The 21,166-nt window shown below is 49.2% G+C and carries 19 protein-coding genes; 2 read left to right on the top strand and 17 right to left on the bottom strand.

Annotated elements, in window-relative coordinates; translation table 11 throughout:
- Window positions 1-19 precede the first annotated feature (19 nt).
- The 3 genes from ACH3Y6_RS00175 to ACH3Y6_RS00185 form a co-directional block, all read right to left on the bottom strand.
- The gene (locus tag ACH3Y6_RS00175; RefSeq protein ID WP_490833536.1) at window positions 20-574 is read right to left on the bottom strand and encodes an ExbD/TolR family protein; all 555 of its coding nucleotides are present in this window, start codon (window positions 572-574) and stop codon (window positions 20-22) included.
- Window positions 575-607: 33 nt separating this feature from the next.
- Window positions 608-1,255 (bottom strand): ExbD/TolR family protein, encoded by a 648-nt coding sequence (locus ACH3Y6_RS00180; RefSeq protein ID WP_490833537.1) that lies wholly within the window; start codon window positions 1,253-1,255, stop codon window positions 608-610.
- Window positions 1,256-1,322: 67 nt separating this feature from the next.
- On the bottom strand, window positions 1,323-2,186 hold the full coding sequence (locus tag ACH3Y6_RS00185; protein WP_490833538.1) for a MotA/TolQ/ExbB proton channel family protein: 864 nt from the start codon (window positions 2,184-2,186) through the stop codon (window positions 1,323-1,325).
- Between the two features lie 350 nt (window positions 2,187-2,536).
- Between ACH3Y6_RS00185 and ACH3Y6_RS00190 the strand changes: the two genes are divergently transcribed.
- Both ACH3Y6_RS00190 and ACH3Y6_RS00195 read left to right on the top strand, forming a co-directional pair.
- Window positions 2,537-5,116 (top strand): zinc-dependent metalloprotease, encoded by a 2,580-nt coding sequence (locus tag ACH3Y6_RS00190; protein ID WP_490833539.1) that lies wholly within the window; start codon window positions 2,537-2,539, stop codon window positions 5,114-5,116.
- A 124-nt stretch (window positions 5,117-5,240) separates the two neighbouring features.
- Window positions 5,241-5,951 carry a hypothetical protein gene (locus tag ACH3Y6_RS00195; protein ID WP_490833540.1) on the top strand — a complete coding sequence of 237 codons (711 nt, stop codon included), beginning with the start codon at window positions 5,241-5,243 and terminating at the stop codon, window positions 5,949-5,951.
- A gap of 179 nt (window positions 5,952-6,130) precedes the next feature.
- On the opposite strand, the gene ACH3Y6_RS00200 is transcribed toward ACH3Y6_RS00195, so the two are convergent.
- From ACH3Y6_RS00200 to ACH3Y6_RS00265, 14 genes are all read right to left on the bottom strand, one after another.
- Entirely contained in the window at window positions 6,131-7,408 is a 1,278-nt protein-coding gene (locus ACH3Y6_RS00200; protein ID WP_490833541.1) for an ABC transporter permease, read from the bottom strand.
- A 93-nt stretch (window positions 7,409-7,501) separates the two neighbouring features.
- Window positions 7,502-8,887 (bottom strand): NADH-quinone oxidoreductase subunit N, encoded by a 1,386-nt coding sequence (locus ACH3Y6_RS00205; RefSeq protein ID WP_490833542.1) that lies wholly within the window; start codon window positions 8,885-8,887, stop codon window positions 7,502-7,504.
- Window positions 8,888-8,938: 51 nt separating this feature from the next.
- On the bottom strand, window positions 8,939-10,372 hold the full coding sequence (locus ACH3Y6_RS00210) for a complex I subunit 4 family protein (RefSeq protein ID WP_490833543.1): 1,434 nt from the start codon (window positions 10,370-10,372) through the stop codon (window positions 8,939-8,941).
- A 26-nt stretch (window positions 10,373-10,398) separates the two neighbouring features.
- Window positions 10,399-12,324, bottom strand: coding sequence for an NADH-quinone oxidoreductase subunit L (nuoL, locus tag ACH3Y6_RS00215; protein WP_490833544.1), 1,926 nt, complete (start codon window positions 12,322-12,324; stop codon window positions 10,399-10,401).
- Between the two features lie 85 nt (window positions 12,325-12,409).
- Entirely contained in the window at window positions 12,410-12,745 is a 336-nt protein-coding gene (gene nuoK, locus ACH3Y6_RS00220) for an NADH-quinone oxidoreductase subunit NuoK (protein WP_490833545.1), read from the bottom strand.
- Between the two features lie 99 nt (window positions 12,746-12,844).
- Window positions 12,845-13,348 (bottom strand): NADH-quinone oxidoreductase subunit J family protein, encoded by a 504-nt coding sequence (locus ACH3Y6_RS00225; protein WP_490833546.1) that lies wholly within the window; start codon window positions 13,346-13,348, stop codon window positions 12,845-12,847.
- Between the two features lie 76 nt (window positions 13,349-13,424).
- Window positions 13,425-13,982: an NADH-quinone oxidoreductase subunit NuoI gene (gene nuoI / locus ACH3Y6_RS00230; RefSeq protein ID WP_490833547.1), complete on the bottom strand. Its 558-nt coding sequence runs from the start codon at window positions 13,980-13,982 to the stop codon at window positions 13,425-13,427.
- A gap of 117 nt (window positions 13,983-14,099) precedes the next feature.
- Window positions 14,100-15,152 (bottom strand): NADH-quinone oxidoreductase subunit NuoH, encoded by a 1,053-nt coding sequence (gene nuoH / locus ACH3Y6_RS00235; RefSeq protein WP_490833548.1) that lies wholly within the window; start codon window positions 15,150-15,152, stop codon window positions 14,100-14,102.
- Window positions 15,153-15,166: 14 nt separating this feature from the next.
- Window positions 15,167-16,285 (bottom strand): NADH-quinone oxidoreductase subunit G, encoded by a 1,119-nt coding sequence (locus ACH3Y6_RS00240; protein ID WP_490833549.1) that lies wholly within the window; start codon window positions 16,283-16,285, stop codon window positions 15,167-15,169.
- 109 nt (window positions 16,286-16,394) lie between these two features.
- Window positions 16,395-17,753 (bottom strand): NADH-quinone oxidoreductase subunit NuoF, encoded by a 1,359-nt coding sequence (nuoF, locus tag ACH3Y6_RS00245; RefSeq protein WP_490833550.1) that lies wholly within the window; start codon window positions 17,751-17,753, stop codon window positions 16,395-16,397.
- Between the two features lie 235 nt (window positions 17,754-17,988).
- Window positions 17,989-18,489 carry an NADH-quinone oxidoreductase subunit NuoE family protein gene (locus ACH3Y6_RS00250; protein WP_490833551.1) on the bottom strand — a complete coding sequence of 167 codons (501 nt, stop codon included), beginning with the start codon at window positions 18,487-18,489 and terminating at the stop codon, window positions 17,989-17,991.
- A gap of 97 nt (window positions 18,490-18,586) precedes the next feature.
- Entirely contained in the window at window positions 18,587-19,816 is a 1,230-nt protein-coding gene (locus ACH3Y6_RS00255; RefSeq protein WP_490833552.1) for an NADH-quinone oxidoreductase subunit D, read from the bottom strand.
- A 142-nt stretch (window positions 19,817-19,958) separates the two neighbouring features.
- Complete coding sequence (locus tag ACH3Y6_RS00260; RefSeq protein ID WP_490833553.1) at window positions 19,959-20,465, bottom strand: NADH-quinone oxidoreductase subunit C; 507 nt, start codon at window positions 20,463-20,465, stop codon at window positions 19,959-19,961.
- A gap of 96 nt (window positions 20,466-20,561) precedes the next feature.
- Complete coding sequence (locus ACH3Y6_RS00265) at window positions 20,562-21,149, bottom strand: NADH-quinone oxidoreductase subunit B (protein ID WP_490833554.1); 588 nt, start codon at window positions 21,147-21,149, stop codon at window positions 20,562-20,564.
- Between the last annotated feature and the right edge of the window lie 17 nt (window positions 21,150-21,166).

Here is a 21,166-nt window from a genome sequence, read left to right on the forward strand (position 1 = left end):
CTTTGATGAAATTTCACGATTAGTTCGCCGGTGCGGCCGCAGCCATCGCCTCTGATTTCATCACCAGCTGTGCTTCAATGTCGGTGATGTCAACCAGCGCGTAACGCGTACACACGTTGATCGTCATTTCATCTAAAATATCTACCACGTTCTTGTAAGTACACTCGTCTGAAGGTTTCAGTATCACTACGAAATCTTTGACGTCCCTTACGCTGTTCTTTTTATTGATCAGCACTTCACGGATATCATGAAAATTAGATGACTTGAAGTTAGATGCGGTATTATCCAGTTCTCCCTCATAGTAGAAGACATTATTGTCTTTTCCTAAGAGAATGGTAATCACACCCGACTGTTTGGCCTTATTCTGATCTTCCGGTTTATCCGCGTCCTTGGGCAGGATCAGCTTCATAGCTGTAGCCTGGCTCATGGTTGTGGTGAAGATAAAAAAAGTGATGAGTAGGAAGCCCAGGTCCACCATGGGCGTCAGGTCAACTCGGGTCGACAGCTTCTTCCCTTTCTTGACCCCGGGGCCTTTTTTATGACCACCACCACTCGAGGTATCCATTTCTGCCATGTCGGTAGAATTTAGTTTTCGTTAGCAATTTATTTACTCTTCCCGCTTCTCTCCTGACTGGGCTTTCTTCCACAGTTCGGTTCCTACCGGAACGGCTTCCGGATTGGTCACCATCTGGAATTTCAGGAAGTCGTTCTTTTTGAAAGCGGTGATTACGCTTTTAAAAGCAGGGAACTTGGCCAGGTTATCTCCTTTTAAGAGAAGGTTAGGCTTTTTTCCCTGGTACGCGTCCCTTACCAGTGTCATCCATTCGGTCAGCTCGTTGTTGGAACTATCCTTTACAGGAATACCGGGCAGCAGGCTACCCTTGCGCTGGTCTTCCGGAAGGGCCAGGAAAGCTTTGAGGCCGCCGAAAGAAGCACCGAAGAATGGGCTCTTTTTGAATGCTTTCACATCCAGTCCCAGGTTCTTGGTGGTATTCAGCGTATTGGCCATGGTTTCCTTCACTTCTTCGTCATCCATTTCCAGAAACACTTTTCCGTCCTTGTCAATGATTACCTGAACAATATCCTTGGTCGGTGCCACTTTGGCGGCTACCGATTTCGGGATCGTAACAGCGATGGCCTCGGAGGGCTTGAACTTCGTTGTTAAGATAAAGAATGACAACAACAGAAAGGCCACGTCACACATCGCCGTCATATCGATGCTGGTACTCTTACGAGGTAATTTGGCTCTACCCATTGTTTATTATTTAATATTTCACATTAATGATTCAAAACTTTGTCAATTCCACAAAAAATCTGAAAGATTATTTGTAATTGGCAGCAAAGCTCTGTGTTAAAGTGAAACCTGATTCATCGATACCGTAAGTGATACCATCGATACGGGTTGTGAACACGTTATACATAATGATCGCTACTGCTGAAGTACCGATACCCAGGGCGGTGTTGAACAGGGCCTCAGAGATACCTTTTGACAGTTCACGGGCAGCATCACCACCACCTTCATCACCGAGGGCAGAGAATGATTTGATCATACCCATTACCGTACCCAACAGACCCAACAGGGTAGCTACTGATGCGATGGTAGACAGGAACACCAGGTTCTTCTCCAGCATAGGCAGTTCCAGGGCGGTAGCTTCTTCTACTTCTTTCTGGATATTCAATACCTTCTGCTCGGTAGTGAGTTCGGTATTGGTGATCATTTCTTTGTATTTGTGCAGACCAGACTTCATCACATTACCTACAGAACCTTTCTGTTTGTCGCAGGCAGCGATCGCTTTGTCTACTTCTTTGTTAGCCAGGTGGAACTGTACAGTACGCACGAATTCAGCGATACTTCCGTTACCGGCAGCTTTAGAAACGGTCAGGAACCTTTCGATCACGAAAGTCAGTACGGTCAGGAAGTTGGCAATCAGGATAGGTACAACGATACCACCTTCATACATCTTAGGCCATGTACCTTTAGGTCCTTTGTGATTAGGCCAAAAACCACCAGCGGGGTCTGGATTCGTAAAGTTACTCGGAGCACCCAACACGAAGCGCCAGATAATGAAACCGATGATCACACATAACAGTGGCGCCAGCCAGGAAATCGAGTTACTGCTCTTCTTAGGTTGTGCAGAAGATGGGCTTTTTGCAGCAGCACCTGCAGTTGGTTTTGTCTCAGCCATGATTCAATTGATTTTTGGTTTTTTAAAAATTACAGTTGATTTAAAAAAAGTTTCCGCAATTCTACTGAAAAATGTTTTGAATTAACAAAACATTCTTGGAATCAGTATAAAAAGGGAGTACAAATTAGGTATTATTTCGAAAGCGGCAAATTAAGATTTCGGCAAATAATATAGCCTTCCCCGGGGTTTTTCATGGGGCCGTAAGATACTGCATAACCCCTTATCCCCCTAAGTTTTTCACCGACAAAAAACCACCTTCCACCATTCATATATCAGCCAATCTAATTTGTTCCTTTTTTGCCCGGGACACTTATCTTTAAGGATTCATCTTAAACTATTTCTTACTGCTTATGAAACAACAACTGTTAGTTGTGGCATTACTGGCCGGAACCCTGGCCACTGCCCAACAGAGAGATTCGATCCCCAATGGTGGTGGAGCCAGAGGGGCACTGGGCGCGGCTTTTGGCCAGGCTGCCGGTGCCGCCAGACAAACACCCCGTCCTTACCGTGAAGTAATCACCGATAAAGCCGTATCCAAAAAAGGCATGTTCACCGTTCACAAGGTGGAGGACAAGTACTATTTCGAGATCAGCAATGCCCTGCTGGGCCGCGAGATCCTGGCGGTGACCCGTTACATCAAAGTGCCTGCCAATGGCGGCGGACGCGGTGTATACGGTGGTGAGATCGCCAACCAGCAAACACTGGCTTTTGAAAAAGGACCCAGCAACAACATCTTTCTCCGCGTGATCACGCTGGTGAATGCCGCTGACCCTAAAGACGATATCTACAAAGCCGTTTCCAATTCCAACCTGAATGCCATCACGGCCGCTTTCCCGATCGCTGCTTTCTCAAAAGACAGTTCCGCTGTAGTGATCGAAGTGACCGATTTCTTCAAAGGTGACAACCAGGTGGTAAGCATCAACAGTGGTGTGAAAAGGAGCCTGGGACTGGCACAGATCGCTCCAGACAGGTCCTATATCCAGAAACTGGCCCCCTACCCGATCAATGTGGAGGTACGTACGGTGAAGACCTTTACAGCCACTCCGGGCGGTACCAGCTTCGGCGCTATCAGCATACCCGGTGGTACCAGCGTTCCTGCTGCCAATGCAGCCGGTGCCGTTACCCTGGAACTGAATACCTCCCTGCTGTTATTGCCTGAGAAACCCATGACGCCGCGCATTGCCGACAAACGGGTAGGTTTCTTTACAGACGATTATGTTCTGTTCAGCGATGACCAGCAGAAAGTGGAGAACAAGGAATTTGCCGTTCGCTGGAGACTGGAACCCAAAGACGAAGATGTGGAGAAATGGAAAAGAGGTGAACTGGTGGAACCCAAGAAACCCATCGTTTATTATATCGATCCCGCTACGCCCAAACAGTGGAGAAAACACCTGATCCTGGGTGTGAACGACTGGCAGAAAGCTTTTGAGAAAGCCGGTTTCAAGAACGCCATCATGGGTAAGGAATGGCCTGAGAACGACAGCACCATGAGCATGGAAGATGCCCGTTATTCCGTGATCCGTTATTTTGCTTCCAGCACTGAGAACGCTTACGGCCCCAACGTACACGACCCCAGAAGCGGTGAGATCCTGGAAAGCCATATTGGCTGGTACCACAATGTGATGAAACTGGTGCACGACTGGTACATGGTACAGACCGCTGCCGTAGACCCACGCGCCCGCAAAATGAAATTTGACGACGAGCTGATGGGCGACCTGATCCGTTTTGTTTCTTCTCACGAAGTAGGCCATACGCTGGGTCTGCGCCATAACATGGGAAGCAGCAGCAAGACCCCGGTAGCCAAACTGCGCGACAAAGCCTGGGTGGAAGCCAACGGTCACACCGCTTCTATCATGGACTATGCCCGTTTCAACTACGTGGCACAGCCGGAAGACAATATCAGCAAGGAGGGCCTGTACCCCCGCATCGGCGACTACGATCAGTGGGCTATGAAATGGGGTTATGGCTATATCCCCGGCAATTCTGAGGAAGAAGTGAAAAAGAACAGCAGCAAGCTGATCACCGAGACCCTGAAAAGCAATCCACGCACCTGGTTTGGCACTTACGAATCTGGTAATCAGGCGGATCCCAGAAGCCAGAGCGAAGACCTGAGTGATAACGCTGTGGTAGCCAGTGACTATGGCGTGAAGAACCTGCAGCGCATCCTGGTAAAACTGCCTGAGTGGACCAAGGAAGAAGCTGACCTGAACGACAATATTGAAGAAATGTATGGTCAGTTACTGGGCCAGTTCCGCAGGTATGTGGGTCATGTTTCCCGTAACATCGGTGGCGTATACGAGACCTTCAAAACTGCCGAGCAGGATGAACCCGTATATGAGATCACTCCCAAAACCATGCAGCGCGATGCATTGGGCTTCCTGAACAGGCAGCTGTTCCAGACCCCGAAATGGCTGATCGACAAAAAGATCTGGGACAAGATCAACCCTCCCGGAACAGTTGACCCAATTGCCAGTGCACAGGAATCTGCTTTGGCAGGTATTCTTTCCGGCGACAGGCTGAACCGCATGCAATATTGCGTAGAGCGTTTTGGTGCCGATAAGGCCTACAGCGCCCTGGATATGCTCAGTGAATTACAGGCCGATCTGTTCAGCGAACTGAAGTCCAACAAAGCCATTGACGGTTACCGCAGGATGTTGCAGAAGAGTTATGTAGACAAACTGGATAACCTGATCAATCCACCGGCAACCACTGCTACCATGACCATCAGCTTCCCTGGTGCAGGTGGACGTCCTAACCCATACGCCACCGGTTTAACCAACCGCAGCGATGTGTACAGCATTGCCCGTGCCCAGCTGGTTCAGTTACGTTCTCAGGTATCAGCCGCTGCGGCTTCTGCCACCGACCGTATGAGTAAGATTCATCTGCAGGACCTGTCTGAAAAAATCAAAAAAGCACTGGATCCCAAATAAAATAAGGTCAGCTGTTGCACAACAGACCCGACCTGATTGTTAAAAAAGTCCCGCCAAATGGCGGGACTTTTTCATGTTACCGTAACAGCAGCAACGATGACGTACCTTTGTACAAATGCTGTTTATGAAATATTGTATTGGACTTCTGTTACTGCTGACCGGATTGATGGCCAACGCACAGAAAAAAAATGAACGCTGGGGTTACCTCAGGGATAGTATTACCCGTGAACCCATTGTACTGGCCAGTGTGACCAACCTGAACACCCAAACCACAGTGATGACAAGCACTACCGGCCGTTTTAAGATAGAACTGGCAGAAAACCAGGTACTGTCCTTTGCCGCGGTAGGTTACCATTTTGATACGATCCATTACAGCAACCAGTTGCTGCTGCAGGATACCCTGAGTTTGTTACTGAGTCCATTAGCGCATAACCTCGGCAATGTAACTGTTACAGCAAAAGGCATGAGCCGTTATCAGCTGGACAGTATTGAAAGAAGAAAGGACTTTCTGCAGGACATTGTCAACTATACCATCCCAACCGTATCACAGGCCAATTCGGGTGCTGGCATTGCACTGAACCTGGATCGTTTTTCCAGGCACGAGAAGAACAAACGCAAAGCCTTCGCTTTTTTTGAGACCAATGAGAAGGAAGCCTATATCAACTATCGTTTTCCTGCTTCCCTGGTCACTCAATACAGTGGCTTGAAGAATGAAGAGTTACAACAGTTCATGCAACAATACCGCCCCACCAGCGATTGGCTCCGCAAGAACAGATCCGAAGAGGACCTGAAATATTATATCAACGAGAAACTGAAGTTGTTCTTTAAGAAATGACGGGTTGTTGAGAATCGTGAGTCGTCAATCGTGAGTGGTGAGTGGGTAGTTATGACATATGGGCTCTCATGGTGAATGGGCAATGGTGAATGGGCAATAGCACCGCAATACAGGCATCCCTTACTACTTACCACTTACCACTTACCACTTACCACTTACTACTTACTACTTACTACTTACTACTCATATCGCAATGCCACGATCGGATTCAGGCGGGCGGCTTTCATGGCGGGGTAGATACCGGCGGCCAGGCCTACTACGGAACAGATGATGATACCGATGAGTACCCACATCCAGGGTACTACGAAACCGGTCTTCAATACGATGGAGAACAGGTTACCTACCAGCACACCCAGGAGGATCCCGAACAGTGCGCCCAGCAGGCTGATGATCATACTTTCGAACAGGAATTGCTGGCGTACATTCTTGCTCTTACCACCGATGGCTTTGATCAGGCCTACTTCCTTGGTGCGTTCATTCACCGCAACCAGCATGATATTCATCAGGCCGATGGCTGCACCGATGAGGGTGATCAGGCCAATGGCTCCGGCAGATCCGGTGATGCTGCTGAGGAACCCGATGAACATTTCCGCGAACTTATCGCTGCGCTCAATAACGAAGTTCACTTCTTCCACCGGTTCCAGTTTACGAACGGCGCGGAAAACAGAAGTGGCTTCATCCGATGCCACATCAAGTTCCTTCACATTGCTCACCATCACACCCACCAGGTAGGAAGGATTGGCATTCTCGAAACGGCGGACATTGGTGTAGGAAGTGAGGATCATATCATCCTGCCGCATCATAGCACTGGAGCCCTTGCTTTTCAGGAGACCGATGACACGGTAAGGCAGACTGCCCACACGGATCACTTTATCGATACATTTCTCGGGTTTGTCGCCAAACAGTTTCGTGGCCACATTGCTGCCCAGCAAACACACGCTGCGACCGCTTTCAATATCGAGGTTGTTCAGGTTACGTCCCAACTGGACAGAATAACCGTTCACGGAAAGATAATTCTCATCGCCTCCCCACAAGGTGATCTGCGGATTGGTTTTTTTATCGCCATAATGCACTTCCTGCGCGCCAGGGCCGCGACGATAAATACTGACCTGTGCACCGGGATAGTTAAAATTCTTTTTGAAGAATTCAGCCTCTTCTTTACGGATGGGTTTATCGAGGTTGGATTTCTTTTCCCGTCTGCCCCGTTTCGTTTTAGTAAATGACTGTCTATTACCGCCACCCATTCTAACCCTTGAGTCTTTGTAGCGGATACTGAATGCGTTGGCACCCATGGAGGTAAAGCTCTCCCGCAAACTTTGATTCATGGCTTCAATGGCCGTAATAATGCCGATCAGGGCCATGATACCAAAGGCAATAATGGCCACAGTGATACCGGTACGCAATTTATTGCTGCGAACCGTACGCCATGCCAGGGTAAGGGAATCCAGGGTAGTCATGCCATTCATAAGGGTTCCTCCAATGATCAACCTTATAAAGATAATTGAGATTGCCGAACATGGCCATCCCAAGGCAAGAAATGTGAGGAGCGGTTAAAAATAGAACCAGTTCAGGACCAAGGAAGGGAATATGCCGACCAGGATCACCAGTGCGGCCACTACCAGCAGGCCCGCTTTAAATGGTCCGGTGATCTCTTCGGTTTCGGGTTCGCCCTCTTTGAAGTACATGGCCTGGATCACACGGAAATAGTAGTACACGCTTACCGCAGCAAACAGTACGGCAATCACTACCAACCATAAAGAGCCTCCGGCTTTTACCGCAGAAGCCAGCATATAGTATTTGGCAAAGAAACCCGCAGTCAGCGGGATACCGGCCAATGACAAAAGGCAGATGGCCGTAGACAATGCCAGTACCGGCTGTGTTTGGGCAAGTCCGTTGAAACCCTCAAAAGTATAATCCTTCATTTTGATGAGTACAGCAAAAATGCCGATGGTAGCCAGGCTGTAGGCAAAAGAATACAAGAGAATACCTTCCCTCGCAAAATCATTGGCGCCGTACAAAGAGAACAACATAAACCCAGCCTGTGCAATGGACGAGTAAGCCAACATCCGTTTCACACTCTGCTGGAACACCGCCGTGATGTTACCGACAAGCAGTGTGGCGATGATCACGAACGACAGCAGAATCTTCCAGCTGGGGCCCAGTAATTCTGTATGCTGGTCGAACAGGCGCACGAATGCAATGAATCCGGCCGCTTTTACGATGGTGGCCATAAATGAAGTGAATACGCCGGGTGCCCCATCGTACACATCAGGTGTCCAGAAATGGAAGGGCGCAGCGGATACTTTGAAAGACATGGAGACGAACAGCAGGATCATACCCGCGATCTCCAGGAATGAGGTTTTGGGCATCAGTGCGCTTTCGGGCACTTTGCTCTCTCCCAGTATGAAACTTCCGGTACCACCATAGATCAGGGTAACGCCCATCAGCATGATACCTGTAGAGAAACATCCCATCAGGAAATATTTGAGAGAAGCTTCGTTACTTTTCAGGTTGCGCTTATCGGCACCGGTGAGTATGTACAAAGGAATGGTCAGGATCTCGATACCCAGGAACAGGATCAGCAGGCTGTTAAAGGCCGAAAGAATGGAAACACCACACAACACAAAAAAGATCAGGGCATAATAGTCCGCGCTGTACGAGCTGATCTTCTCAACCGCTTTACCGCTCAGTAACACATAGATCAAAGTAGCAGCAATGGCAATGGTATTGAAGTACATGCCGAATTGCTCAAAGTTGAACATGTTATGGGTATCCACTTTGATCACCCATATGCCATAACTGTTCAGCAGGTTGGCCAACAGCAACAGCAACAGTCCACCGGCTGCGATCACCGTATGGTAAGAGCGGTTCTTTACAATGATGCCACTGAACATCATGACCACACCCAATAAAGCAGAAACTATGATTGCATTCATAAAACAAACTTATCTTGAACCCGCAGGATCAGCTGCGGATCGATTTCATTATTAACGATTAGCCAGTATGGCGTGAACGGTATCTTTTGTCAGATCGATCATCGGCTGCGGATACACACCCAGCGCAATGATGATGATCACCAGTATCGCCAGCATCCACTGCACATTACCTCCGATCTCCCTGGCATTCTCTGTAACTGCCGTAGTGCTGCCATACAATACTTTCTGCACCATATTCAAAGTATACACTGCCGCCAGTATGATACTGATACAGGCGATAGCTGCGATCCATATATTATAGCGGAACAGTCCGTTGAACATCAGGAATTCTCCCACAAAAGCATTGGTCAGCGGCAGGGCAATGTTCGCCAATGCCATCACCACCAGCAGAATGGCCATGGCAGGGGCCTTTTGTGCCAGTCCGCCAAGGTCGCTGAACTTACGGGTTCCCAATTGTTGTTCGATCACATCGGCCACGATCCAGAGACCGATCACATTGATACCGTGATTGAACATCTGTATCATCACTCCCTCCAGGCCGGTCTGCTCATGTGCAAATATCGCAGCACTCATCAGCCCGATATGCGCAATAGAAGAGTAGGCGATCAAACGCTTGATATCATCCTGGCGGATGGCGATCAATGATGCATACAGCATACCGATCACAGAAAGGATGATGATGAGATGCGCATATTGTGCGGAAGCATGCGGGAACACCGGCAGCAACCAGCGCAGCAACGCAAAAATGCCCATCTTCACCATGACGCCGCTCAGGATCATGGTAACAGCCGTAGGTGATTGCTCATACGCATCCGGCTGCCAGGTATGGAAAGGGAACACCGGCATCTTGATCGCAAATGCGATGAAGAACAACCAGAAGATCAATGCCTCCTGGCCCATGCTCAGTTTGATATGGTAGAACGATTGTAAAGCGAAAGAATGGTCGGCCGACTGGAAATACAGGTACAGGATACCCGCCAGCATCAGCAGTGAACCCAGGAAAGTGTACACGAAGAACTTGAATGTGACAGCGATCCTTTTTTCACCTCCCCAGATCGAACAGAGGAAATAGACCGGCACCAGCGCCAGCTCCCAGAAGAAATAGAACACCAGCGCATCTGCCGCCAGGAACACACCCAGCAGACCTGTTTGCGACAGCAGCAGTAAACCGTAGAAACTACCCGGGTTCTGATACTGGTTCTTAGCGGTTGCGATTATGATCACCGGGAACGAGAGGGTGGTCAATAACACCAGCATCTTGCCCATACCATCGGTCATCAGGCTGAAACGGCTGCCCAGTTGGGGTAACCAGGCCGCATCATAAGAAAGATACTGCGCGGGCAGGTAAAAGATACCGGCAACTGCAACGGCCAGCGTGATCGCCGAAGACAGCAGCGCCCAGTTTTTGGCAGCATTTTCTCCCTTCAGGAAAAAAGCGGCCAGTCCGGTAATCAATGGGATCAATATGAGTGAAACAGGGATCATATGCTTTCTTTAACGCAACAAGCTGTTTAAAATAATTTACTGATAAAGCGAACTATGGTGGCATCGTTGAACCAGATCAGGAAGAACACCACCATGCACAACACCATGATGAGGATATAATTGCCCACCTGTCCGCTCTGCACCAGGCGCAACTGACGTGAACCATAGCCCACCAATTTGCCCACTCCGTTCACCAGTCCGTCGATACCGCTCTTCTCTATGATATTCTTGAAGAATCCGGCAATGCTGTGCAATGGATTCACCACCACGGCATCGTAGAGTTCATCGATATACCATTTGTTCTCGAGTACCTTACCCAGGCCGCTAGCTGCTGCATCATCACTGGCCTGGTATTTTTTATAGCTGTTGATGGCCAGCAGGATCACCACAACGATCGCTGCGGTGGAAGCCCCCATCATCAGGTATTCTTGTGAAGCTGATAGATGATGCTGCTCAGCCAGCTTGGCTGATTCCGCAAAGATCGGCGCCAGGAAATGTTCCAGGCTATGTGCATGCTCGGCAAACACTTCAGGTATACCCACCCATCCGCCAACTACGGACAGGATTGCCAGTACGATCAGTGGTAATGTCATCTGCCAGGGGCTCTCATGCAGGTGGTGCTCCTGTTCGTGTGTACCCCGGAACTGTCCGAGGAAAGTGAGGGTATACAAACGGAACATATAAAAAGCGGTCATCAAAGCGCCTGCCACCCCGATAAAGTAATAGAGTGGATTCTGTGCAAAAGCTGCGGTCAGGATCTCATCTTTCGAGAAGAAACCTGAGAACGGAGGGATACCGGCAATGGCCAGGCAACCCAGCAGGAAAGTGATATGTGTGATGGGTAGGTATTTTTTCAGTCCGCCCATTTTACGGATATCCTGTTCATGGTGCATGGCATGTATCACAGAACCGGCTGCCAGGAACAACAGGGCCTTGAAGAAAGCATGCGTCATTACATGGAACACGGCGCCTGTATAAGCACCCACGCCCAGGCCTAAGAACATATATCCCAACTGGCTAACGGTAGAGTAAGCCAGCACTTTTTTAATGTCGTTCTGTTTCAGTGCAATGGTCGCAGCGAAAATGGCCGTAGCCAGTCCGATCACCGCCACCAGCGTTTGGGTTGCCGGTGCCAGCGTATATAAGATATTACTGCGGGCGATCATGTAAATACCGGCCGTTACCATGGTGGCGGCGTGGATCAGTGCCGATACCGGTGTGGGACCGGCCATCGCATCGGGCAACCAGGTATACAGCGGGATCTGTGCGCTTTTTCCCATGGCTCCTACGAACAATAATAGGGTGATCGCAGTGATATCGAAACTGCTGAGTTTGGAAACATTGGCGAATACATCACCGTAACTGGCGGTACCCAGTTTCAACAACAGCCAGAACAATGCGAGCAGGAACCCAAGATCACCGATCCGGTTCATCACGAATGCTTTTTTGGCTGCGTAGTTATAGTTATCGTTCTTGAACCAGAACCCGATCAGCAGATAAGAGCAGAGACCCACCCCTTCCCAACCAATGAACATGATCACGTAGTTGGCGCCCAATACCAGCAGCAACATGGAGAATACGAACAGGTTCAGGTAGGCAAAATAGCGGCCGAAATGCTGTGGCTCCTCTTCGTGCATATAGGCAGAAGAATACAGGTGTATCAGGAAACCGATACCGGTGATGATCAGCAGGAACAGGGCCGATAACTGGTCTATCTGGAATGCGAACGGTATGGTGAAACTATCCACCTTGATGAAGTTGAACAGGGTAACCACGCTGCCGCCAGTGGCTTTCACATCAAAAAAGATCAGCAGGCTCACCACGAAGGAAGCCAGGATGGAACCGCTGCCCACGATACCGATCAATGATTTTGACATCGACTTCCTGCCAAGCCCGTTGATCAGGAAACCCAGCAGGGGAAACAATGGAACTAAATAAACAAGTTTGCTCATATCAATCAGTCTGAACGTTCAAAGCTGGCAGCGAAACACGGAACATTGTATGTATCCTGTGCCTGCATTCGGCATTGGGCGTTGTTTAGTTTTTTAATCTGTTCAAAAAGTTAATATCCACCGAATGCGTATTCCGGTACATCATGACGATGATGGCCAGTCCCACACTCACTTCCGCCGCAGCCACTACCATGATAAAGAATACGAATAACTGTCCTTCGATCCCGGTGGTGGTGGCAGTGTTTCCCACAGCTGCTGTGGCATGGTGCATTTTTGAGAAAGCCACCAGCAACAGGTTCACTGCATTCAGCATCAGCTCCACGCACATGAATACGATGATCGCATTACGCCTTGTCAGCACACCGATGATTCCGATGCTGAACAGGGTCAAACAGAGATAGATATAATATTGTATCGGCATTTTCTTTGCTTGGTGCGGAACGCTGTTGGCGCACCGCAGTTTTATAATCTTTATATGTTGTTACCGCATTCAGGCTAGCCTTCCGCGGCAGGTATCTCTTTAATTCTTCTTTCCGATAACGACCGCTCCCACCATCGCACTCAGGAACAGTACGCTGGTGATCTCGAACGGCACCACATATTCGCTGAACAGCGCTTTACCCAGGTTTTTGATCAGGCCGATATCGCCTTCTGCCATCATGGCTTTGCGTCCGCCCATTTCAACGGCCTGGCGTACCAGCGAGATCAGCATCATCAGAAAACAACCTCCCGAGATCACACCGGCCAGTTTCATCCAGATATGTTTCTGGGGTTCGGTTTCCGAATTCAGGTTCATCAGCATGATCACAAAGAGGAACAGTACCATAATGGCTCCCGCATACACGATGAGGTTCACAATGGCCAGGAACTGCGCGTTGAGCAGCACATAGTGGCCGGATATGGCAAAAAATACGGCGATCAACCACAGCACACTATGCACCGGGTTCTTGCTCACCAGCACCATGATGGCACTGAAAACGGCAAGTGCACTGAGGAAAAAGAATAATATTTCTATCGTACTCATAATTAATTAGTAGTTAGTAATTAATAATTAGTAATTATCATTGGCTTTCCAATTACTCATTACCAATCAGTAATTATCAATTCGGTGATGCAGTTGTTTTTTCTCCTTTTCCCAATGCTTTCGCGTATGCTTCCGGTTCTGTTTTCGGATCCGGGATCAGCAGGTCGCTCTTGCCATAAATGAATCCTTTGCGCGTAAAGTTAGCCGGTGCAAAAGTCTCACTCAGGTAGATGGCGTCTTTCGGACAGGCTTCTTCGCACAGACCACAGAAAATGCAACGCAGCATATTGATCTCATAGCGGGCTGCATACTTCTCTTCACGGTATTTGTTCTCTTCACCGGGTAACCGTTCTGCAGCTTCCATGGTAATGGCTTCTGCAGGACAAGCCACAGCGCACAGACCACAGGCGGTGCATCTTTCACGGCCTTCCTCATCACGGTTCAGCACGTGCAGGCCACGGAATACGGGACTGAACGGGCGTTTCTGTTCAGGATACTGAATCGTAGGCTGCTTTTTGAACATATGGCTGAATGTGATGGCCATACCTTTAAAAATAGCCGGCAGGTACAAACTCTCCAGGAAACTGATGGGTTTGCGACTTACCTCTTTTGATCTGTTCGTTAATGCTTGCATGTTTATCTTTCTTTTGGCAGGCCAGGCCTGCAAAATGATTTATCGTTTTTAGCCAACCCGGATCACTGATCTCGGATGGTGTATTCATTGATCCGGGATCCGTTCATCCGTTAATGCCTATTTCCCCTGCAGCCACAGGATCACTGCACCTGTGATCAGCATATTCACCAAAGCCAGGGGGATCAGTTTCTTCCATCCCAGGTTCATCAGCTGGTCATAACGGAACCTCGGAACGGTCCAGCGGATCCACATGAACACGAATATGAAGATCACGATCTTGACCAGTAATGCCAGTACGCCCAGTCCTGCCGCCAGGTTGGGCGCCAGTGTGGATTCGTCCAGGAACGGAATATCAAAACCGCCGAAGAACAGGGAAGCCATGATGGCACTGCTCATGATCATATTCACATATTCAGAGAACAGGTAAAAACCCAGTTTCATGGATGAGTATTCCTGGTGGTAACCAAAGTTCAGTTCATTCTCCGCCTCGGGCAGATCGAATGGTGTACGGTTACACTCTGCCAGTGCGCAGATGAAAAAGATCAGGAAACCCAGTGGCTGGTAAGCTACGTTCCATAAGTGGCCGGGGGCCATCTGCTGGTCCACAATGGTCTTCAGACTCAGAGATCCGGAAAGCATCAGAACAGCGATGAGGGATAGGCCCATGGCCAGCTCATAACTGATGGCCTGTGATGCGCCACGTAATGCCGCCATCAAAGAGAACTTGTTGTTTGAGGCCCAGCCCCCGATCATGATACCGTATACGCCCATACTCACCACACCAAACACATACAGGATACCGATATTGATATCGGCCACCTGCAGATCGATGGTCCTGTCGAACAGGTGTACCTGGCTGCTCCAGGGTATCACGGCACAGGTCATCAGGGCAGCCGTCATGGCCAGTCCGGGACCCAGTACAAACAAAAATTTATTCGCGGTATTCGGAATGATCTCTTCTTTCATGATCAGTTTCAGACCATCCGCAAAGGGCTGGAACAATCCGAACGGGCCTGCACGGTTCGGACCCGGCCTGTCCTGCAGGATCGCCGCCACTTTACGTTCTGCGAATGTGGTATACAGGGCAATGCCCAGGCTCGCAAACACGATGATCGCGATCAGGATCAGTTTTTCGATCAGTAATATCCAATCAATAGCAAGTAGTGTCATGTGTTATATAGCTATTAGTCCTTCTTCTTATTAAAATCAGCGGAATGCGCCGGGCCGTTGATCAAACTCAGTTCGATATTCGGACGGTTCACTTCACTCACCGAGTGTATGTCCATCAGCAGTTTCGGCTGTCGGCCATCATGCACTGCGGTAAACGTCTCCTTGGGTTGGGTAGTACCGATCTTACCGGCATAATGTCCCTGTGAGATCACGGAATGCCGGTTGATCTCGCGCGGTCCTTCTATCACCCAATCGCTGGTCTTCTTTTTATCAAAGCGGCAAGTATTACAGATCCAGGCAGTCTTGCCATCCTCTGTATTTTCCACCTCACCCCATTCGTCCTTACGTGCGGTAACGCGGAACACTTCCTCTCCCCGGTTCCATAAAGTGACTTTACCGGAACAGTTGGGGCAATCGCGGTGTGCATTCATCGGTTTCAGGAACCATACACGGTTCTTGAAACGGAAGGTCTTATCGGTTAAAGCACCTACCGGGCAAACATCGATCACGTTGCCGATAAAGTCATTATCCAGGTTCTTTTCAATGAAAGTAGCGATCTCTGCATGGTCTCCCCTGTCCAGTACACCATGTTCTCTTTTATTCGTAAGCTGGTCCGCCGTGAATACACAACGGTAGCAGAGTATACAGCGTGTCATGTGCAGCTGGATATAAGGGCCCAGGTCATGTTTCTTGAATACCCTTTTCTGGAACTCGAAACGTGTACCTTCTGAACCGTGCTCATAACTCAGGTCCTGCAGGTGACATTCACCGGCCTGGTCGCAGATAGGGCAGTCCAGCGGGTGATTGATCAGCAGGAATTCCACCACACCCGCGCGTGCGTCCTGTACTTTCGGGCTGGTAATATTTTTCACCTCCATGCCATCCATCACCGTGGTACGGCAGGATGCCACCAGCTTGGGCATGGGGCGCGGATCTTTTTCAGAACCTTTGCTCACTTCTACCAGGCAGGTACGGCATTTACCACCACTGCCCTGCAATTTGCTGTAATAGCACATGGCAGGCGGTGCCACATCGCCACCAATTTTACGGGCAGCATTCAGGATGGTGGTCCCGGCTGGCACCTCGATGGTGATGTTGTCGATGGTTACTTTCAATAAGGGTTGCTCCGACATACTTTTTTATTTCTCGCAAAGCCGCTAAGGCGCAACTGTTGCCATTCACTAAAACATTGTTTTCATCCCGGCACACTTAGCGCCTCTGCGCCTCTGCGTGCCTTGTTTTTTACGCTGTGGTAGGAACATGGATCGGATCCGCATAATGCGCCAATCCAAAATTCCTTTTCTGCGCTTCTTCCGGATGGGTCACATGCCATTCGAACTCATCACGGAAATGCCTGATGGCTGCTGCTACCGGCCAGGCCGCTGCATCACCCAAGGGGCAGATGGTATTTCCTTCTATCTTACGTTGTATATCCCACAACAGATCAATATCGCTTGACTTGCCCTGTCCTTTATCCAGGCGCAGTAATAATTTTTCCATCCAGCCGGTACCTTCCCGACAGGGTGAACACTGTCCGCAGCTTTCGTGGCGGTAGAAGCGGGCAAATGTGTAGGTATTCTTCACCACACACTGGTCTTCATCCAGTACAATGAAACCGCCCGATCCCATCATGGTTCCGGTGGCAAAACCACCATCGCTCAGGCTCTCGTAGTTCATGTAACGGGTCTCACCCTTGGCTGTTTTCAATAACAGGTTAGCCGGCAGAATCGGTACAGAAGAACCACCGGGAATACAGGCTTTCAGGCGTTTACCATTGGCAATGCCGCCACAATATTCATCGCTGTAGATGAACTCTTCCACAGAGATGGTCATATCGATCTCGTATACACCGGGTTTGTTGATGTTACCGCAGGCCGAGATCAGCTTGGTGCCGGTCGATTTACCTACGCCGATCTTGGCATATTCCTCTCCACCCATATTGATGATAGGCACCACGGCAGAAAGTGTTTCCACATTGTTCACCACCGTTGGACGCATCCACAATCCCTGTATGGCCGGGAACGGAGGTTTGATGCGCGGGTTACCCCGTTTACCTTCCAGTGATTCGATCAGTGCGGTCTCTTCTCCGCAGATGTAGGCTCCGGCACCACGTTGTACATGTATTTCACAATCAAAACCGGTACCCAGTATATTTTTCCCCAGGAACCCGTTGGCCTTGGCTTCGCCGATGGCCTGTTCCAGGATATCCACGATCCACGCATATTCACCACGGATATAAATGTATGTATCATTACTGCCCAATGCAAAAGAAGCCACGATCAATCCTTCAATCAGCAGGTGCGGGATGTTCTCCATCAGGTACCTGTCCTTGAAGGTTCCGGGCTCACTTTCATCGGCATTACATACCAGGTGACGGGGTACTCCTTCCGGTTTGGCAATAAAACTCCATTTCATACCGGCAGGGAACCCGGCACCACCCCTTCCACGCAATCCACTCTTCTTCACTTCCTCTACAATGGCTTCGGGACTCATGGTCTTCAGGGCTTTCTCCACACTGCGGTAACCACCTTCGCGGCGGTATACTTCGTAGGAGCGGATGCCTTCTACATGTGCTTTTTCCAGTAATAATTTTACACCCATAGTATTCGATTAGCGAATTAGCAAATTGGCTAATGCGCATTTTTTTAGTACACTTTTTTATTCACCTTGAAATACTCTTTGTGTGCGATAAACTGCCTTATCAAAAAGTATATGAGTAGTCCTATCCAAAAAAAATCTCTTGTATGAACCCGTTCGAAAAGAAGCAAACTCAATATGCCAACAGTACAAACATCATTATATACCAATTGAACTCTTGTCTGCATCTTTTAATACATTAATTATTCGTTGCTGCGTTTTTCCTGCACTCGTCTATAATCACATCCACTTTTTCTTTTGTCAGGTGTTCGCGGTAATGTTTACCCAACTGCATCATCGGTGCATAACCGCAGGCGCCCAGACACTCAACCGTTTTTAAAGTGAACAGACCGTCTGCGGTTGTCTCACCGGGTTTAATGCCCAGTTTCTCTCCGATATAGGCAACAATATCATCACTGCCGCGCAGCATGCAGGGGCCCGTCTGGCAAACTTCGAACAGGTACTTGCCCACCGGTTTCAGGTTGTACATGCTGTAGAAAGTGGCCACTTCATACACTTCAATAGGTGTGATGTTCAGCAGCTCTGCCACATAATCCATCGTCTCGGTACTCAGCCATCCGCCAAAAGTATCCTGCGCTAGGTGCAGTACCGGCAACAAAGCGCTTTTCTGCTTGCCTTCCGGATAACGTGCCACGAGGCGTTTTACTTCGGCCAGTTGTGTTTCTGAAAATTTCGACATACTATTTTTCAAATTTGAAAATTTGAAAATTTGAAAATTTGAAAACCGGCAGAACAACAGCCGTAATTTTCAAATTGCCACATTTTCAAATCATGTTTTATGCATCCATCTCACCTGCGATCAGGTTCAGACTACTCATTGTTACGATCGCATCACTCAGCATACCGCCGGTCACCAGTTCCGGATAGGCCTGGTAATAGATAAAGCAGGGTCTGCGGAAATGCAGGCGGAACGGGGCACGTCCTCCATCACTGATCAGGTAAAAACCCAGTTCACCGTTGGCGCCTTCCACTGAATGATACACTTCCCCTTTCGGCATATCCACTTCGCCCATGATGATCTTGAAATGCCAGATCAGGGCTTCCATCTTGGTGTATACGTCCTCTTTTTTAGGCAGGTAGTATTCGGGAACATTGGCATGGTATACTTCTGCCTCCTCTCCTTTGAATGCCTGTATCTTCTGGTAAGCCTGCTGGATAATGCCCAGGCTCTGCCACATTTCCTCATTGCGCACCAGGAAACGGTCGTAGTTATCGCCTGTTTTACCAACAGGTATGCTGAAATCAAAATCTTCGTAACTGCTGTAAGGTGCGTGCACACGTACATCATAGTCAACACCGGCCGCACGCAGGTTCGGTCCGGTAAATCCATAGTTCATGGCACGCTCGGCACTGATGGCCCCGGTACCCATGGTACGGTCCATGAAAATGCGGTTGCGGGTGAACAGGTTCTCGAACTCCTTCAGCACGGAAGGATATTCTTTTAAGAATTTCTCGAGTTTCGTAAACGCTGTATTTGAGAAATTCCTTTCAAAGCCGCCAATACGCCCAATATTAGTAGTAAGACGGGACCCACATACTTCTTCATATATCTCATAGATTAATTCGCGGTACTGCATCACATACAGGAAGCCGGTATAGGCACCGGTATCCACTCCTACGATAGAGTTACAGATCAGGTGGTCTGCGATCCTGGCAAGCTCCATAATGACCACCCGCAGGTAATCCACCCGCTTGGGTGTTTTCACGTTCAGCAGCTTCTCGCAGGTAAGATGCCATCCCATGTTATTAATGGGACTGCTGCAATAATTCAAACGATCTGTCAGCGGCGTGATCTGGTACAAAGGTCTGCGCTCGGCGATCTTTTCAAAAGCACGGTGAATATACCCTACCGTTGACTCTGTAGATACAATACGCTCCCCGTCCAGTTCCATGATATTCTGGAACACACCGTGTGTGGCCGGGTGCGTAGGACCCACGTTCAGCGTGGTGGTCTGTTTCTCTATCGAGCCTTCCGGCAGTTTGATATGTTGGTGATGCTCTGTCATTATATAATCAGCTATATATCTTTAATCAACTTCGTTATGTCACTCACTGGTACGTTCAGTCCGCTTTGCAGCTTTTCGTGAGTCGTGAATCGTCAGTGAGGGGGATACGAACGATCGGTTCCCGTCTCAACACTCTCGATCCCTAGCCACGGCCAAACATCTCATCGTCCTTGTCGATACGCGTCTGGTCTTCCAGCGGGAACTCCTTGCGCATCGGGAAATAGTCCATCTCGTCCACATTCAGGATCCGCTTCAGGTTCGGGTGCCCCACAAAATTCACCCCGAAGAAATCATAGGTCTCACGCTCCATCCAGTTGGCGCTGTTGAACAGCTTGGATGCGGTGAACACATCCGGTGTCTGGATATCGGTGAATACTTTGAAACGCAGGCGCACATTCTCAGCCAGGTTGTGCAGGTGGTATACCACGGCCAGTTCACGACCGGCCTGGTCGGGATAGTTGACTGCACAGAGATCGGTCAGGAAATGAAAACCCAGTTCCTCGTCGTCATTCAGGAACTGGAGCACTTTCAGATTATTCTCTTTGGCTGCTTCAAAACTGAGCAGGCCATACGACTCTTTAAAACCGAAGACAGCGTCTCCGAATTTTTCGGTCAGTCGTTGTTGAATTCTTTCGTTGGTTAAGGCCATTTCTATCAGGTTCAAGTTACCTGGCGTACCGGGCAACAAGGATTTATACTATTGTAAGGCGATGGGGCGTTTCATTCACCCTTTCGCCGGCATCCCTTATTCTATTCCGTATCCGTTCATGAGCGCCTTGTATTGCTCGCTGTTTCTGCGGCGGATACTTTCCTGTCCTACCAGCTCCTGCACTTTCATAAAACCATCCAGGATGGCTTCGGGGCGGGGCGGGCAACCGGGCACATATACATCCACAGGGATGATCTGATCGATCCCCTGTAATACGCTATAGCTATCAAAGATACCGCCACTGGAGGCGCAGGCACCCACGGCGATCACCCAGCGGGGTTCTGCCATCTGCAGGTATACCTGGCGCAGTACCGGTCCCATTTTTTTGGCAATGGTCCCCATCACCATCAGCAGGTCGCACTGGCGGGGAGAGAAACCCACCCTTTCGGAACCAAAACGGGCCAGGTCATAGTGAGATGCCATGGTTGCCATGAATTCAATACCACAGCAGGAAGTGGCAAAAGGCAGGGGCCACATGGAATTCTTGCGGGCCAGGCCCACCACATCGCTCAGTTTGGTGGTAAAAAAACCTTCTCCTGAATAACCCTCGGGCGCATCTACCATGGAAACCGCCTCCCTGATCATGGGTTCTTTCGGGTGAATATTGAAACGTACAGGACGCATATGATAAATTGATGATT

The sequence above is a fragment of the Sediminibacterium sp. FW305-C-269 genome (assembly GCF_058231045.1).

Excerpts from the sequence above, each read along its gene's own strand:
- ACH3Y6_RS00255 (WP_490833552.1), bottom strand. The coding sequence starts at position 19,816 with ATGACAGAGCATCACCAACATATCAAACTGCCGGAAGGCTCGATAGAG.
- nuoH (WP_490833548.1), bottom strand. The coding sequence starts at position 15,152 with ATGACACTACTTGCTATTGATTGGATATTACTGATCGAAAAACTGATC.
- ACH3Y6_RS00200 (WP_490833541.1), bottom strand. The coding sequence starts at position 7,408 with ATGACTACCCTGGATTCCCTTACCCTGGCATGGCGTACGGTTCGCAGC.
- ACH3Y6_RS00205 (WP_490833542.1), bottom strand. The coding sequence starts at position 8,887 with ATGAATGCAATCATAGTTTCTGCTTTATTGGGTGTGGTCATGATGTTC.
- ACH3Y6_RS00175 (WP_490833536.1), bottom strand. The coding sequence starts at position 574 with ATGGCAGAAATGGATACCTCGAGTGGTGGTGGTCATAAAAAAGGCCCC.
- ACH3Y6_RS00195 (WP_490833540.1), top strand. The coding sequence starts at position 5,241 with ATGAAATATTGTATTGGACTTCTGTTACTGCTGACCGGATTGATGGCC.
- ACH3Y6_RS00225 (WP_490833546.1), bottom strand. The coding sequence starts at position 13,348 with ATGAGTACGATAGAAATATTATTCTTTTTCCTCAGTGCACTTGCCGTT.
- nuoI (WP_490833547.1), bottom strand. The coding sequence starts at position 13,982 with ATGCAAGCATTAACGAACAGATCAAAAGAGGTAAGTCGCAAACCCATC.
- ACH3Y6_RS00260 (WP_490833553.1), bottom strand. The coding sequence starts at position 20,465 with ATGGCCTTAACCAACGAAAGAATTCAACAACGACTGACCGAAAAATTC.
- ACH3Y6_RS00265 (WP_490833554.1), bottom strand. The coding sequence starts at position 21,149 with ATGCGTCCTGTACGTTTCAATATTCACCCGAAAGAACCCATGATCAGG.
- ACH3Y6_RS00240 (WP_490833549.1), bottom strand. The coding sequence starts at position 16,285 with ATGTCGGAGCAACCCTTATTGAAAGTAACCATCGACAACATCACCATC.
- ACH3Y6_RS00180 (WP_490833537.1), bottom strand. The coding sequence starts at position 1,255 with ATGGGTAGAGCCAAATTACCTCGTAAGAGTACCAGCATCGATATGACG.
- ACH3Y6_RS00190 (WP_490833539.1), top strand. The coding sequence starts at position 2,537 with ATGAAACAACAACTGTTAGTTGTGGCATTACTGGCCGGAACCCTGGCC.
- nuoL (WP_490833544.1), bottom strand. The coding sequence starts at position 12,324 with ATGAGCAAACTTGTTTATTTAGTTCCATTGTTTCCCCTGCTGGGTTTC.
- ACH3Y6_RS00185 (WP_490833538.1), bottom strand. The coding sequence starts at position 2,186 with ATGGCTGAGACAAAACCAACTGCAGGTGCTGCTGCAAAAAGCCCATCT.
- ACH3Y6_RS00210 (WP_490833543.1), bottom strand. The coding sequence starts at position 10,372 with ATGATCCCTGTTTCACTCATATTGATCCCATTGATTACCGGACTGGCC.
- ACH3Y6_RS00250 (WP_490833551.1), bottom strand. The coding sequence starts at position 18,489 with ATGTCGAAATTTTCAGAAACACAACTGGCCGAAGTAAAACGCCTCGTG.
- nuoF (WP_490833550.1), bottom strand. The coding sequence starts at position 17,753 with ATGGGTGTAAAATTATTACTGGAAAAAGCACATGTAGAAGGCATCCGC.
- nuoK (WP_490833545.1), bottom strand. The coding sequence starts at position 12,745 with ATGCCGATACAATATTATATCTATCTCTGTTTGACCCTGTTCAGCATC.